We start from the raw sequence: 13,979 nt of genomic DNA, 5'->3' as shown, positions 1-13,979 counted from the left end.
AGGCTGGGCACTCTAAGCTGTGATTTGACGCCGGCACGCCGAGCAACCACAAGCACGGGCTGAAACGCTTCCGTGCCGGCGCCCATCCTGCGGGTGCCGCAAGCGAAAGGACGACGAGATGGCTTTCCCGACCCTCACCAGCCTGGCGCGCGCCTGCCTGCGCCCTGCCGGCCTCGCGCTCGGCCTCTGGCTCGCGACGGTCGCCGCGCCCGCCATGGCGCAGGGCCAGGCCCCGCTCACGCCCGAGCAGCGCAAGGCGATCGTCGATCTCATCCGCGAGACCATCGTCAAGAATCCGGAAATCATTCAGGACGCGCTCGTCGAGCTGGAGCGGCGCAATACCGTTGCGCAGGCCGAGGCCCAGCGCAACGCGGTCGCGGGAGAGAAGGCCAAACTTACCGACCCCGCCACCTCCATCGTCATCGGCAATCCGGAAGGCGACATCACGCTCGTCGAGTTCATGGATTACAATTGCAGCTTCTGCAAAAGGGCGATGCAGGACGTGACCGCCCTGTCCAAGGCCGACCCGAAGCTCAAGGTGGTGCTCAAGGACTTTCCGATCCTCGGCCCCGATTCGGTCGAGGCGAGCCGCGTGGCGATCGCGGTCAAGAACCAGCTTCAGGGGCCGAAATACTTCGATTTCCACAACAAGCTGATGGGCGTGAAGGGCCGCGTGAACGGCGCCAAGGCGCTCGAGATCGCCAAGGACTTCGGCGTCGATATCGATCGCGCCCGCAAGGACATGGACGCGGCCGCCACCAAGGCCTCGATCGAGGACACCGTCGCGCTGGGCGATCGTTTGGGCCTGACGGGCACGCCTGCCTTCGTGATCGGCGACGAGATCGTCTTTGGCGCCGTCGGCCAGGATGCCCTCAAGCAGAAGCTCGACTCGGTCCGTCGTTGCGGCAAGACCGACTGCGCCGGCTGATCCGCCGCCTGGATGACCGCCTTCCGTGGGCCGGCAAGGGAGCCTTGAGGCTTCCCCTGCCGGCCCGCAGCGTTTATGAGGACGGCGTCCGCCGCCTCGCGCGGTCCCTGGAATCCGCATCCTTCATGGTCGCCACGCCCACGCCGAAAGGCTCCTCCTTCGCTCTGTCGGCTCGATCCAGCAGCGGGACATCCCCTGCCATGTCCGGCCCGGCAGATCGAAAGGTCGGCGCGACCTCCGGGATGAAGCCTGCGGCTCTCGCCGCTTGAACCAAAACGAGCGGGATGGCGGCGCCGCCGCCGTCCCAACCGATTATCCGAGAAGACGGTGATATCCGCCATGGCGACCAAGAGCCCGATCGATCCAGACCTCGTCCGCGAGCTTGCCGAGCTATTGAACCAGACCGATCTCACCGAGATCGAGGTCGAGAAGGGCGATCTGCGCGTGCGCGTCGCCCGCAGCCTGGCGACTACGGTGCATGTACCGGCAGCTCCGTATCCGGTCGCTCCCGCTCCGGCCGCCCCTGCCCCGGCGGCGCCCGCCGCCGTCGAGGTCAAGCCCGGCGCGGGCCATCCCGGTGCCGTCACCTCCCCGATGGTGGGCACCGCCTATTGCCGCCCCTCGCCCGAGGCCAAGCCCTTCGTCGAGGTCGGCAGCATCGTGAAGCAGGGCGAGCGCATCCTGCTCGTCGAGGCGATGAAGACCTTCAACGACATCGTCGCGCCGCGCGCCGGCAAGGTTACCGCGATCCTGGTCGAGGACGGCCAGCCGGTCGAATACGGTGAGCCGTTGCTGGTGATCGAGTGACGCCCAAGCGCAACGACGACGAGATCAAGATGTTCGACAAGATCCTGATCGCCAATCGCGGAGAGATCGCGCTGCGCGTGCTGCGCGCGGCGAAGGAGCTCGGCATCGCCACCGTCGCGGTGCATTCCACGGCCGACGCGAACGCCATGCATGTGCGCCTCGCCGACGAGAGCGTCTGCATCGGTCCGCCGCCGGCCCGCGAGAGCTATCTCAACATCCCGGCGCTGATCGCCGCCTGCGAGATCACCGGCGCCGACGCCGTCCATCCCGGCTACGGCTTCCTGTCCGAGAACGCCCGCTTCGCCGAGATCCTGGATCGTCACAACATCACCTTCATCGGCCCGAAGGCGGAGCATATCCGCAGCATGGGCGACAAGATCGAGGCCAAGCGCACGGCCAAGCGCCTCGGCATCCCCTGCGTGCCAGGCTCAGAGGGCGGCGTCTCCGACGATGCCGAGGCGCTGCGCATCATCCGCGAGATCGGCCTGCCCGTGATCATCAAGGCGGCGTCCGGCGGCGGCGGCAAGGGCATGAAGGTCGTGCGCAACGAGGACGAACTCTCCGTCCTGCTCTCGACCGCCCGCAGCGAGGCGAAGGCGAATTTCGGCGACGATGCCGTCTATATCGAGAAATATCTCGAGAAGCCGCGCCATATCGAGATCCAGGTGCTCGGCGACGGTCGCGGCCACGCCATCCATCTCGGCGAGCGCGACTGCTCGCTTCAGCGCCGGCACCAGAAGGTCTGGGAGGAAGGCCCCTCGCCCGCCCTCAACGCCGGCGAGCGCGACCGCATCGGCGAGATCTGCGCCAAGGCGATGCGCGAGCTCCAGTACCGCGGCGCCGGCACGATCGAATTCCTCTACGAGGACGGCGAGTTCTACTTCATCGAGATGAACACCCGCATCCAGGTCGAGCATCCCGTGACCGAGATGATCACCGGGATCGACCTCGTCAACGAGCAGATCCGGATCGCGGCCGGCGCACCGCTCTCGCTCAAGCAGTCGGACATCGTCCTCGAGGGCCATGCCATCGAATGCCGGGTCAATGCCGAGCACCCGGCAACCTTCCGCCCCTCGCCCGGCAAGCTCGCCTCGTTCCATACGCCGGGTGGCCTCGGCGTGCGCGTCGATTCGGCGGCTTACCAAGGCTATACGATCCCGCCGCATTACGATTCGCTGGTCGGCAAGCTCATCGTGCATGGCCGCAACCGCGACGAATGCCTGATGCGGCTGCGCCGCTCGCTCGACGAATTCGTCGTCGACGGCATCGATACGACGCTGCCCCTGTTCCGCACGCTGGTGCGCAACCCGGACATTCTCAACGGCGACTACAACATCCACTGGCTGGAGAAATTCCTCGCGGCCGGCGGCATGGGTGAGCCCGAGGCCTGAGAGTTCCGGTCACCGGAAACGGAAAAGCCCCTCGCGATGCGAGGGGCTTTTTGTTTTCCGGTGACTGCGACCTCGCTTCGCCCGTCATCCCGGGCGGAGCGAAGCGCAGACCCGGGATCCATGCCGGTGCCGGGATGACACCGATGGTTCCTCAAAGGGCCTTTCGTCAGACGGGCAGACCTCAGATCGTCTCCAGCAGGCCCTTCATCAGCGCGCGGCGCGGCGCGATCGAGGAGATCAGCGCGTATTCCTGCAGCGTGTGAGCACCGTCGCCGTCGATGCCGAGGCCGTCGAGCGTCGGCACGCCGAGCGCGGCGGTGAAGTTGCCGTCGGAACCGCCGCCCGTCATCGGGCAATCCTGCAGGTCGAGCCCGATCCCGGCCGCGACGCCGCGCGCCGTCTCGAACAGCTCCGCAACGGCGGCGGATTTCTCGTAAGGCGGGCGGTTCATGCCGCCGGTGATGCGGATCGTCACCTCCGGATCATGAGCCTTCAGGCCGAGGATGCGTTGCTCCATCATCGCCCCGTCGGCAAGCGTCGTGACGCGGCAGTCGACGCTGAACCAGGCATGCTGCGGAATGACGTTCGCCGCCGTGCCGCCGCCGATCAGCGCGACGCTGGTGGTGATGCCGCGCGCATAGTCGGTCATGGCCTCGATGGCGAGGATCTGGTGCGCCGCCTCGCGGATGGCGCTGCGCCCGTCGGCGTGGCGCGAGCCGGAATGGGCCGGCCGGCCCTCCAAGCGGACCTCGAAGCGGCCGACGCCCTTGCGCGCCGTCACGATCCTACCGCCCTGCCGCGCTGGCTCCGTGACCAGCACGGCAGTCGATCCCCGGCCGATCTCCTCGATCAGCCCCCGGCTCGTCGGAGAGCCTATCTCCTCGTCCGGCGTGAACAGGAACATCATCGGCCGCTTCGCGGAACCGGCCCTCGCCACGTCCTTGAAGGCTTGCAGGGCGAGCCAGGCCCCACCCTTCATGTCGTAGACGCCCGGCCCGTAGAGTCTGTCGCCCTCGATGCGAACCGGCAGGTCCTTGCTGCTCGTCCCGACCGGATGCACCGTATCGAGATGCGACATCACCGCGACGGCCGGCTGGCCGTTGTCGAGCCCCGCCCGCAGCATCACCATGTCGCCGAGCCCGTCGCGGCCGGCGATCCGTTCGACCGCGATCGGCAGGCCAGCGACCTCCTTCGCGACCAGATCCATCATGCCGTTCACGCCGGCGGGATGACTGGTGGGACTCTCGAGCGCAACCCAGACGGAGAGCGCGGCGGCGGCATCGGCATGTGTCATGCCCGATCTATCGCCAAGAGGCCGGAACGGGACAAGTGAATTCGCAAGCGCGCCGCCGAGCCATGAGCGCATGACGGAACCCAGGCCCGGTTTCGACCCCTGCCCGCTCACTGAGCTTGCTCAGGGGCAGGCCATTGACGGGCGCCGGAACTGAAGGTCCGGCCCCCCTCGACGCGGCGCTTATCGCCCCGTATTCTGACGCCAGGCCGCGAAATCGATCTTCGACTGCTCGTCGGTCGGCGGATAGAGGCCGAGGATCGAGCGGCCCTCCAGCACCTTCTCCGTGACGAAATCCTCGAAGGCCGTCATCTCGATAGCCTCCTCCGCGATCTCGTCGGCGAGATGCGCCGGGATGACGACGACGCCCTCCCCGTCCCCGACGACGATGTCACCCGGAAAGACCGGCGCGTCGCCGCAGCCGATCGGCCCGTTGATCTCGATCGCCTGATGCGAGGTCAGGTTGGTCGGCGCCGAGGGGCGCTGGTGATAGGCGGGGATCGCGAGCTCCGCGATCTCCGGGCTGTCGCGGAAACCGCCATCCGTGACGATGCCGGCGACACCGCGCACCATCAATCGCGATACCAGGATCGAGCCGGCGGACGCGGCGCGCGCATTCTGGCGGCTGTCGACGACGAAGACGGCGCCGGGCGGGCATTCCTCGACCGCCTTGCGCTGCGGATGCGACCTGTCCTGGAAGACGCTGAGCTGGTTCAGGTCTTCCCGCGCCGGGATGTAGCGCAGGGTGAAGGCCGGCCCGACCATGTTCTCGCCCTTGAAGCCGAGCGGGTGCACGTTCTGGATGAACTGGTTGCGCAGGCCGCGCTTGAACAGCGCCGTGCAGAGCGTCGCGGTGCTGACGCGCTTCAGCTTCTCGCGCGTTTCGGTGGAAAGCATGATCGTCGCTCCGGTCTAGAAAATAACGGGCTCGGGAACCGGCGCCCCGAAATCGGTGCGCAGGAAATCGAAGTCGCAGCCTTCGTCGGCCTGGCCGATATGGCGCGAGAACATCCAGCCATAGCCGCGCTCGTAGCGTGCAGGCTCGGGCTTCAGCGCGGCCTTGCGCCGTGCCAGTTCCTCGTCGGAAACCTCCATCGAGATCGAGCGGTTGGGCACGTCGATGGTGATGATGTCCCCCGTCTTCACCAGCGCCAGCGGCCCGCCGACATAGGATTCCGGCGAGACATGCAGGATGCAGGCGCCGTAGGAGGTGCCGCTCATGCGCGCATCCGAGATGCGCACCATGTCGCGCACGCCCTGCTTCACCAGCTTCTTGGGGATCGGCAGCATGCCCCATTCCGGCATGCCGGGGCCGCCGAGCGGGCCGGAATTGCGCAGCACGAGAACGGTGTCCGCCGTCACCTCGAGATCGTCGCGGTCGATATTCGCCTTCAGCATCGGATAATCGTCGAAGACGAGCGCCGGACCCGAATGCTTCAGCAGTTTCGGCGAGGCGGCGGAAGGCTTCATCACGCAGCCGCGCGGCGCGAGGTTGCCCTTGAGCAGCGCGATCGCACCCTCGGCATAGATCGGGTTGTCGAGCGGGCGGATGACGTCGTCATTGTAGATCTCGGCCCCGACGAGGCTCTCGCGCCAGCTCTTGCCGGAGGCGTTGATCTGGTCGAGGTCGAGGAAGGGCGTCAACCGCGTCAGCAGGCCGAGCAGCCCGCCAGCATAGTAGAAATCTTCCATCAGATATGTGTCGCCGCTCGGCCGGACATTGGCGATGACCGGCACCTTGCGGCTCGCCGCGTCGAAATCCTCGAGCCCGATGGCATGGCCGGCGCGGCGCGCCATGGCGACGACATGGATCACCGCATTGGTCGAGCAGCCCATCGCCATGGCCACGTTGATCACATTGCGGAAGGCGGCCTCGGTCTGGATCTTCTCCGGCGTCAGCCCTTCCCAGACCATCTCGACAATGCGCCGCCCGGTCGCGGTCGCCATGCGGATATGGTTCGAATCGGCGGCGGGGATCGAGGAGGCGCCGGGCAGCGTCATGCCGAGCGTGTCGGCCAGCGCCGTCATGGTCGAGGCCGTGCCCATGGTCATGCAGACGCCGTAGGAGCGCGCGATGCCGACCTCCATCTCCGACCAGTCCTTGTCGGAGATGTTGCCGGCCCGGCGTTCGTCCCAGTATTTGAAGGCGTCGGAGCCGGAGCCCAGCACCTTGCCGTGCCAGTTGCCGCGCAGCATCGGCCCGGCCGGCACGAAGATCGCCGGCACGCCCGCGCTGGTCGCGCCGAGCAACAGGCCGGGCGTGGTCTTGTCGCAGCCGCCCATCAGCACCGCCCCGTCGACGGGATGCGAGCGGATCAGTTCCTCGGTCTCCATCGCCAGGAAGTTGCGATAGAGCATGGTCGTCGGCTTCACCTTGCTCTCGGAGAGCGAGATCGCCGGCAATTCGACCGGGAAGCCGCCGGCCTGCAGGATGCCGCGCTTCACATCCTCGGCGCGCTGCCTGAAATGCGCATGGCACTGGTTGAGGTCGGACCAGGTGTTGATGATCGCGATCACCGGCTTGCCGCGATACTCCTCCGGCGCGTAGCCCATCTGGCTCATCCGCGAGCGATGGCCGAAGGAGCGGAAATCGTCCGGCTCGAAATAGCGCGCGCTGCGCAGGTTTTCCGGTGTCTTCGTCATTGTCAGCTTTCGCTTCCGCAGTGTCGCCAGGGTGCCGCCGATCTTCGCCCGATCAGGTCAGCGGCGTAAATCCACACCAGAACATCGGCCCCTTCGCCGTGTCCACCGCCCGCTCTGCGGTAAAGCTCAGCTTGCCGTCGGCTCCGATCGCGAAGGCGGTGAGCTTGGCCGGGACGGTCGAGACGGTGCCGCCCGAGGCGACGTCCATCGGAGCGACGCTGGCGGCGAGGAGTGTCTTGCCCGAGGGATCGATGGCGAAGGTACGGACATGGTAGCTGCGCGTGTCGACGGCCTGGATCAGGGTGGGCTCACCCGTCTTCGGGTCGATCGCGAACACGGCGATGCTGTTCTCGCCGCCGACGAAGACCTTCCTGCCATCCAGCTCGGTCTTGCCGTCGGCACGGTTGGAAACGTAGACGAAGCGGCCGCCGCGCGAAACATGGATCGCGCCGACCACCTGTCCCGGGCGGACCTTGCCGGGCTCGGCCAGCGTGGTCTTCACGAAGGCGGGCGCGGGGCCGATGCGATCTTCGGCTCCGAGCGTGAACATCTGGAGTTGGTTTTCCCGCTCCATCGTCACATAGAACCAGGGCCTGGTCGGGTGAAAATCGGCATGACGCGGGCCGAACCCGTAGCCGCTGCCCGGCGCAACCGACTGCTTCTCGGCGAGCTTGCCCTGGTTGAAGGAGAAGAGCTTCAGCGCGCCGGGATCTTCCGGCTTGCCGCCAGCCGGATCGTTGCCGCGCGTCACCAGAAGAACGGTGCGATTGGACGGCAGCATCCGCACCTGATGCGCATAGATGCCGGCATCGAGCTTGCCGTCCTGCTTGATCGCTTCGCCGACGCTGCCGTCGGCCGCGATCGGGTGGACGGTCAGCGAGGCCGGGTCGTTATAGGCGACCAGGAGGAAGCGTCCGTCACGATCGGTCGAGATGTTGATCGGCCGCGACGTCAACAGCCGTGGGGCTCCGATCAGGCTCAGCTTGCCCGAGCCCGGTGCCATGGCGAAGGCGCTGAGGTGGTGAAGATCGGCCGGCTTTGCCGCGAAGCGATCGCTCGACGCGACATAGGCGATCGGCTTGCCCGGATGCTGCCAGACATATTGGATCGGTGCCGGAACACTTACCATGCTGCCGGGCACGGGGCTGATCGTCGTCCCGTCGACCGCATATTGCGTCAGCTCCGGGCCGACTGCGACATAAGCGGTCGAGACGTTGGCGGCCGTGGTCGTGCCGGTCTCGGCCGTGCGGGTCTTGGCGGATTGCGCCATCGCTTCGGTTCCTCCGGACCAGGGTGACGCAGCGATGCCCGCCAGGGTCATCGCCCCGAACTGCCTTCTGCTCCACTTTGCCATGTCAATCCCCTCGCGCCATCGTGGTCGATCTGCCGGCCGGATTAATGCTGGAGGCCCCATTTCAGGACGGTCCGGGCCTCGATGGTCCGGAAGATCAGGTTCTCGACGATGAGCCCGATCAGGATGACCGTCAGCAGGCCGGCGAAGACCGCCGGGATTTCGAGCAGGTTGCGGTTCTCGAAGATGAACCAGCCGAGACCGCCCTGCCCCGACGAGACGCCGAAGACAAGCTCGGCCGCGACCAGCGTGCGCCAGGCGAAGGCCCAGCCGATCTTGAGACCGGTCAGGATCGAGGGAAAGGCGGCCGGGATCAGGATCTTGCGGATGTAGCGGAAGCCACGGAGATCGTAGTTCCGCCCGACCATGCGCAGCGTCTCCGACACCGCGCGGAAGCCGGAATGCGTGTTGAGCGCCACCGGCCACAGCACCGAATGGATCAGGATGAAGACGAGGCTGCCATTGCCGAGCCCGAACCAGATCAGGGCCAGCGGCAGGAGCGCGATCGCCGGCAGCGGGCTCAGCATCGCCGTCACCGTCTCGAGGAAATCGGAGCCGATGCGCGTGTTGATCGCCACGATCGTCAGCACGCCGGCAAAGGCGACGCCGACGACATAGCCCATCAGCAAAACCTTGAGAGAGGCCCAGGCGCGGGCCGGCAGCACGCCGCTGGCGATGTTCTCGGAGAGCGAGCGCAGCGTCTCGGTCAGGCTCGGGAACAGCAGGGGATTATCGAGATAGGCGCCATAGGCCTGCCAGATCGCGGCGAGGACGAGGATGATCGCCGTCTTGCGGACGGCACCGACATCCCAGAGCGCCTCGATGAGGCCGACCTTGCGCTCCACCTCGGCGCTGGCCGGGCCGGACGAGGGACGCATCTCGATGCGGGCGGTCGAAGACGATGTTACTGGGGGCATGGCCATCGTCCCGGTTCTAATGCGCCGCCGCGCCGTCATCGGCGAAGAGCAGGTCGTGGATCTCGCGCTCCAGCCGGCCGGCGCTGCCGTCGGCGACGGACGTTGTATCGACGTCCACCACCTCGGCCTTGACGCGGCCGGGATGCGGCGAGAGCAGCAGGATGCGATTGCCGATCCTGATCGCCTCGGCGATGGAATGCGTGACGAACATCACCGTGAAGCGCGTATCCTCCCAGAGCTGGATCAGCTCGTCCTGACAGGTGCGGCGCGTCAGCGCGTCGAGCGCGGCGAAAGGCTCGTCCATCAGCAGGATGTCGGGCTCCATCGCCATGCCGCGCGCGATCGCGACGCGCTGCTTCATGCCGCCCGAGAGCGTATGCGGATAGGAATCGAGCGCCCGCGTCAGGTTGACCTTCTCGATATAGAGCTTGGCCTTCTCGGCCGCCTCCTTGCGCGACAGGCCGCGCGCCTCCACCAGCGGGAACATCACGTTCTCCAGAACGGTCTTCCAGGGCAGGAGCTGGTCGAATTCCTGGAAGACCATCATGCGATCGGGCCCGGGCGCCGTCACGGTGCGGCCCTTGATCGTCATGCTGCCTTCGCTCGGCTTCAGATAGCCGCCGACCGCCTTGAGCAGGGTCGACTTGCCGCAGCCCGACGGCCCCAGCAGCACGAAGCGGTCGGAGGTGTTGACCTGAAAGGAGACGCGCTCCGTCGCCGTGATCACCCGTCCCGGCAGCTTGTAGCGCAAGGTGACCGAGGACACGTCGAGCAAGGGCTCGGCCACGGCCGCAACCTGCGACGTCGGCACGTCCGTGACCGGCACGGGCGGGCGCGGCGAGGCCAACTCAGCTCCCTGAGAGGTCATGCGCCACCGGCAGATAATAGTCCTTCCACGAGGCCGGAGTCGTCTTGACACCGCCGGTGCGGACGAGGTGCTCGGCGAACTTCATCGTGCCTTGCGGATAGATGTTCCACTCCATCATGCCGGGCTGCTTCAGCATCGTCAGGATCTGGTCGGAGGGGGTCTTGTCGCCCGTGACCTCGCGATAGATCTCGACCGCCTCGGGCGTGTTGGACTCGATGAAGCCCTTCGCCTCCTCGGCCGCATTGCGCAGCGCCTGGACGATCTTCGGATTGGCCTCCGCGAAGCCCGTCGTCGTCATGAACTGGCCCTGGCTCAGCGGCGAGCCCATGATGTCGGCTGAACTCGCGACGACCCGCACCTCCGGAATCTGCTGCTGTTCGTAGAACTGGAAGGGCGGCGCCGCGAAATGGCTCTTCACCTCGTGGCTCGGGTTCTTCATCGCGATCAGCGCATCGGGATGGCCGAGTTGCACCGTCATCGCGTCGAAATGGTTCCACTTGTCGGGACCGAACAGGTCGGAGGCCGCGATCTGGAGCAGGATCGCCTGCGTTGAGACGCGGATGGTCGGCACCGCGATCTTGTCGCCTTCCTTGTAGTCCTTGAGCGTCTTGATCCGCGGGTCGCGCGTCAGCAGCAGCGCGGGCTGAGCGGAACTGGCGCAGATCCCCTTCACCCGGCCGCGCGACTTGTCCCAGAGCACCAGCAGCGGCCCGGTCCCGGTGTTGATGATGTCGACGCTGCCGGAGAGCAACGCGTCCTGCTGCGCCCCGCCATTCGAGAAGTTCACCCATTTCGTGGTGACGCCGGCCACGCCGAGCTTCTCGGCATGCTTCTCGATCAGCTTCTGCTTCTCGATGACATGGGTCGGCATGTAGAGGATGCCGGGCTGGCGGCTCAGCGAGATCTCGGTCTTCGCCTGCGCCCTTGCGTCGGAATGAACGCCGATTGCCGCCGCCGCACCGAGCGCGAGCGTCTGCCTGCGTGTGAGCATGAGTCCCTCCCTGATGATTCTTGTTCGCGTCCTTGGCCGATGGCCATGCGCCTTGATTGGCATCAGTCAAACCACTAATGCATTAGTGCGTCAACCCTTCGGCCATGCTAAAATCCGAACGGCACGACGGCGTTCCAGCCCGTGGGCATCGGCGCTTGCTAAAATGCGAAACACGGCAAGGAGCTGTCACGCCGCGCCGAATGCGGTATTCGGTCCGGTGCGGTAGAGGCGAACAGGATGAGCGACCTTCTCGAAAGATTTGCGGCAGCGCCCAAGCCGGCAACCAAGGGCGGTGCCGGCATCGTCTTCGACCTGTTGCGCGAGGAGATCATCTCGCTGGCGCTGGCGCCGGGCACGATGCTGTCGCGGCAGGAATTGCAGGAGCGCTTCGGCTTCTCCTCGACGCCGATCCGCGACGCGCTGATGAAGCTGCAGGAAGAGCGGCTGGTCGATGTCTTCCCCCAGCACGCCACCGTCGTCAGCGCGATCGACCTCGATCTCGCCCGGCAAGGCCAGTTCCTGCGCCGCTCGGTGGAGCTCGAGCTGGTGCGGGCGCTTGCGCTCGCGCCGCAGCCGACGGTGCTGGCGAGGATGCGAAGCCTCGTCCGGCAGCAGACGGCCTTTGCCGATCTCGGCGAGCATGAGGCCTTCGCCGCCGCCGACCACGCCTTCCATCGCTGCTTGTACGATGCGGCGCATATGGCGGTTCTCTGGGAGCTTGTCCGGCGCCAGAGCGGCCATATCGACCGGCTGCGGCGTCTGCATCTGCCCAAGGAAGGCAAGATGCGCGAGATCCTGGCGGCGCACACCGCCATCCTCGATGCGGTCGAGGCGGAAGATCCGGCCGCGGCCCAGGACGCGCTGCGCGATCACCTCTCCCGCTCACTCGACTTCGTGCCCTCGCTGCGAGAGCTGCACCCGACCTATTTCAGGAACTGACGCGTCGAAAGTGCCGGGAAGCAGAACGATGCCCGGTTGAATCGGAGTCTCGGCCTCAGAACGCCACCTTCAGAGCGAAGCACCGCCGCAGACGACGATCTGCTGCCCGGTGATGCTCGCGGCCCCTTTCGAGAGCAGGAAAGCGGCAGTCGCGGCGACCTCCTCCGGCTTCACCAGCCGGCCCATCGGCGGCATCTTGGGTGCGACGGAGGCCCGGTTCGGGTCCCTCAGCATCGGCGTATCGGTCGCGCCCGGCGCCACCACGTTCACCGTGATCCGACGCGGCGCGAGCTCGATCGCGAAGGAGCGGGCCATGCCGACGAGCGCAGCCTTCGTCGCGGCATATTGCGCGCGTCCGGCCGAGCCCGCCGCCGTGCGGCTGCCAATGAAGACGATGCGCGCGCCCTCCGGCAGCGATGCGGCCAGCGCCTCGACGATCTGCTCGGCCGCGTCCACATGCAGCCGCCACATCGCCTGACCATTCGCGGGGTCGAGGGAGCCGAGCACGCCGACGCGCAGGATGCCGGCGGCGTGGACGATGGCGTCGACGCCGGCCAGACCCGCAAGCGCCCCGCCCAGCGCCGCCCGGTCGGCGATGTCGACCGGCACATGGGCGAGCCGCTCATGCGCGAAGGGCGGAGCGCTGCGGCTGAAGCCGGTCACGGCCCAGCCCTCGTCGAGCAGTTGCTGCGCGATCGCTGCGCCGATGCCCGAGCTGACGCCGGTGACGAGCGCATGTTTCAGGCGCCCGTCGGTTTCGGAGAAGGCCTCGCTCATCCGGTATAGGCGCGCGCCTGCGCCCGGATCTTCTCGGCATCGAAATTGTTGATCTCGCCGATCAGATCATTGGTGTAGATCTTGGAGAAGTCCTTGATGTCCCAGTCGTTCATCTTGGCTTCCGTCACGAATTCGTCGACCCGGATCGAGCCCATCTTGGCGCCCTGATAGGGCGGCTCGTAGAGCTTGATGCGCCGGCTGATCGCCTCCAGCACCGACTTCACCGCCTGCTCCTCGGTAGAGCCGCGCGGGGCGGTTTCCGGATAGAGCTTGAGGAAGGCCTTGGCGCCGGCCGTCGGGTTTTCGAGGATGAACTGCGAAGCCTTGGCCGTCGAGCGGCCGAAACCGACGAAGGTGGCGCGCTCGGCCTGGATGCGCGGCCGCAGACCCATCAGGAACTGGCCGCCGATCATCGGCAGATTGTCGGGTCGCTTCACCAATTCGAGCGGGATGCCCGCGCCATCGATGATGCCGAAGCCCGTATCGTAATAGGCGAGTGCATCGATCGCGCCGCGCTGGAGTGCGACGCCGGCCGGCACGCCGGCGCCGACCGCCGTCCACTTCACGTCCTTGTCGGGGTCGATGCCGAGCGACTTCAGCACGTTGCGGGTGACGGGATATTCGGTGCCGCCGAAATCGGAGACGCCGATATTCTTGCCCTTCAGGTCGGCATAGGCCTTCACCGCCGAGCCCGGCTTCACCGCCACGTCCCATTTATAGGGATAGGTGTACTGGTAGAACCATTGCGACTGGCCCCATTCGCCCCGGGCGAGGATGGGCAGGGCGTAGGAGGGCACGCCGATACCGACATCGACATCGCCCTTGTCGGTCGCGACCTGGACGTTGGCGTTGCCGCCGAGCGCCAGCCCCTGCACCTTGAAGCCTTCCTCGGCATTGTAGCCCAGCGCCTCGCCGACCAGCAGGTTGATGACGCTGGCGTTGATCGATTTGAGGCCGACACCGACCTTCACCGTCTTGGCCGGCTGCGCGAAAGCGGAGCGCGGGCCAAGCGCCAGCGCGGTTGCGAAGACGCTGCTGGCCTGGAGCCATTGTCTGCGGGTGATCATGACGTTCTC

13 protein-coding genes are annotated in these 13,979 nt (G+C 66.6%); 4 read left to right on the top strand and 9 right to left on the bottom strand.

The window, feature by feature from the left end; translation table 11 throughout:
- Positions 1 to 118 precede the first annotated feature (118 nt).
- The 3 genes from GGC47_RS24985 to accC all read left to right on the top strand — a co-directional run bounded on the left by GGC47_RS24985 (position 119) and on the right by accC (position 3,126).
- A complete protein-coding gene (locus tag GGC47_RS24985; protein WP_051988310.1) occupies positions 119 to 928 on the top strand; it encodes a DsbA family protein in 810 nt (269 codons plus the stop codon).
- Between the two features lie 339 nt (positions 929 to 1,267).
- A complete protein-coding gene (gene accB / locus GGC47_RS24980) occupies positions 1,268 to 1,735 on the top strand; it encodes an acetyl-CoA carboxylase biotin carboxyl carrier protein (protein WP_038365739.1) in 468 nt (155 codons plus the stop codon).
- 29 nt (positions 1,736 to 1,764) lie between these two features.
- Positions 1,765 to 3,126 (top strand): acetyl-CoA carboxylase biotin carboxylase subunit, encoded by a 1,362-nt coding sequence (accC, locus tag GGC47_RS24975; protein ID WP_038366029.1) that lies wholly within the window; start codon positions 1,765 to 1,767, stop codon positions 3,124 to 3,126.
- Positions 3,127 to 3,307: 181 nt separating this feature from the next.
- Here accC and GGC47_RS24970 read toward each other — a convergent pair whose 3' ends face one another.
- The 7 genes from GGC47_RS24970 to GGC47_RS24940 all read right to left on the bottom strand — a co-directional run bounded on the left by GGC47_RS24970 (position 3,308) and on the right by GGC47_RS24940 (position 11,187).
- Positions 3,308 to 4,420, bottom strand: coding sequence for a M20 family metallopeptidase (locus GGC47_RS24970; RefSeq protein ID WP_142021007.1), 1,113 nt, complete (start codon positions 4,418 to 4,420; stop codon positions 3,308 to 3,310).
- Positions 4,421 to 4,600: 180 nt separating this feature from the next.
- Complete coding sequence (locus GGC47_RS24965; protein WP_142021008.1) at positions 4,601 to 5,314, bottom strand: ribonuclease activity regulator RraA; 714 nt, start codon at positions 5,312 to 5,314, stop codon at positions 4,601 to 4,603.
- A 15-nt stretch (positions 5,315 to 5,329) separates the two neighbouring features.
- Positions 5,330 to 7,060: an L-arabinonate dehydratase gene (araD, locus tag GGC47_RS24960; protein WP_142021009.1), complete on the bottom strand. Its 1,731-nt coding sequence runs from the start codon at positions 7,058 to 7,060 to the stop codon at positions 5,330 to 5,332.
- 52 nt (positions 7,061 to 7,112) lie between these two features.
- Positions 7,113 to 8,330, bottom strand: a complete 1,218-nt coding sequence (locus tag GGC47_RS24955) for a lactonase family protein (RefSeq protein WP_185747846.1) — start codon at positions 8,328 to 8,330, stop codon at positions 7,113 to 7,115.
- 125 nt (positions 8,331 to 8,455) lie between these two features.
- Positions 8,456 to 9,289 carry an ABC transporter permease gene (locus GGC47_RS24950; RefSeq protein ID WP_113252270.1) on the bottom strand — a complete coding sequence of 278 codons (834 nt, stop codon included), beginning with the start codon at positions 9,287 to 9,289 and terminating at the stop codon, positions 8,456 to 8,458.
- Positions 9,290 to 9,344: 55 nt separating this feature from the next.
- A complete protein-coding gene (locus tag GGC47_RS24945; RefSeq protein WP_370955735.1) occupies positions 9,345 to 10,115 on the bottom strand; it encodes an ABC transporter ATP-binding protein in 771 nt (256 codons plus the stop codon).
- A 61-nt stretch (positions 10,116 to 10,176) separates the two neighbouring features.
- A complete protein-coding gene (locus tag GGC47_RS24940) occupies positions 10,177 to 11,187 on the bottom strand; it encodes an ABC transporter substrate-binding protein (protein WP_142021012.1) in 1,011 nt (336 codons plus the stop codon).
- 237 nt (positions 11,188 to 11,424) lie between these two features.
- On the opposite strand from GGC47_RS24940, the gene GGC47_RS24935 reads away from it, so the two are divergent.
- A complete protein-coding gene (locus tag GGC47_RS24935; protein ID WP_142021013.1) occupies positions 11,425 to 12,126 on the top strand; it encodes a GntR family transcriptional regulator in 702 nt (233 codons plus the stop codon).
- Positions 12,127 to 12,195: 69 nt separating this feature from the next.
- Here GGC47_RS24935 and GGC47_RS24930 read toward each other — a convergent pair whose 3' ends face one another.
- Both GGC47_RS24930 and GGC47_RS24925 read right to left on the bottom strand, forming a co-directional pair.
- The gene (locus tag GGC47_RS24930) at positions 12,196 to 12,903 is read right to left on the bottom strand and encodes an SDR family NAD(P)-dependent oxidoreductase (RefSeq protein WP_142021014.1); all 708 of its coding nucleotides are present in this window, start codon (positions 12,901 to 12,903) and stop codon (positions 12,196 to 12,198) included.
- Positions 12,900 to 13,970 carry an ABC transporter substrate-binding protein gene (locus GGC47_RS24925; RefSeq protein WP_112762294.1) on the bottom strand — a complete coding sequence of 357 codons (1,071 nt, stop codon included), beginning with the start codon at positions 13,968 to 13,970 and terminating at the stop codon, positions 12,900 to 12,902. Before GGC47_RS24925 ends, GGC47_RS24930 begins: the two co-directional genes overlap by 4 nt.
- Positions 13,971 to 13,979: the final 9 nt, after the last annotated feature.

The sequence above is a fragment of the Allobosea sp. OAE752 genome (genome assembly GCF_050433265.1).
Taxonomy (GTDB): Bacteria; Pseudomonadota; Alphaproteobacteria; order Rhizobiales; family Beijerinckiaceae; genus Allobosea; species Allobosea spartocytisi.
Note: the sequence above shows the minus strand (reverse complement) of the source record. Positions and strands in the feature narration are given on the sequence as shown.

Excerpts from the sequence above, each read along its gene's own strand:
- GGC47_RS24950 (WP_113252270.1), bottom strand. The coding sequence starts at position 9,289 with ATGCGTCCCTCGTCCGGCCCGGCCAGCGCCGAGGTGGAGCGCAAGGTC.
- GGC47_RS24985 (WP_051988310.1), top strand. The coding sequence starts at position 119 with ATGGCTTTCCCGACCCTCACCAGCCTGGCGCGCGCCTGCCTGCGCCCT.
- GGC47_RS24935 (WP_142021013.1), top strand. The coding sequence starts at position 11,425 with ATGAGCGACCTTCTCGAAAGATTTGCGGCAGCGCCCAAGCCGGCAACC.
- GGC47_RS24970 (WP_142021007.1), bottom strand. The coding sequence starts at position 4,420 with ATGACACATGCCGATGCCGCCGCCGCGCTCTCCGTCTGGGTTGCGCTC.
- accB (WP_038365739.1), top strand. The coding sequence starts at position 1,268 with ATGGCGACCAAGAGCCCGATCGATCCAGACCTCGTCCGCGAGCTTGCC.
- GGC47_RS24940 (WP_142021012.1), bottom strand. The coding sequence starts at position 11,187 with ATGCTCACACGCAGGCAGACGCTCGCGCTCGGTGCGGCGGCGGCAATC.
- accC (WP_038366029.1), top strand. The coding sequence starts at position 1,765 with ATGTTCGACAAGATCCTGATCGCCAATCGCGGAGAGATCGCGCTGCGC.
- GGC47_RS24955 (WP_185747846.1), bottom strand. The coding sequence starts at position 8,330 with ATGGCGCAATCCGCCAAGACCCGCACGGCCGAGACCGGCACGACCACG.
- GGC47_RS24930 (WP_142021014.1), bottom strand. The coding sequence starts at position 12,903 with ATGAGCGAGGCCTTCTCCGAAACCGACGGGCGCCTGAAACATGCGCTC.
- GGC47_RS24965 (WP_142021008.1), bottom strand. The coding sequence starts at position 5,314 with ATGCTTTCCACCGAAACGCGCGAGAAGCTGAAGCGCGTCAGCACCGCG.
- araD (WP_142021009.1), bottom strand. The coding sequence starts at position 7,060 with ATGACGAAGACACCGGAAAACCTGCGCAGCGCGCGCTATTTCGAGCCG.
- GGC47_RS24925 (WP_112762294.1), bottom strand. The coding sequence starts at position 13,970 with ATGATCACCCGCAGACAATGGCTCCAGGCCAGCAGCGTCTTCGCAACC.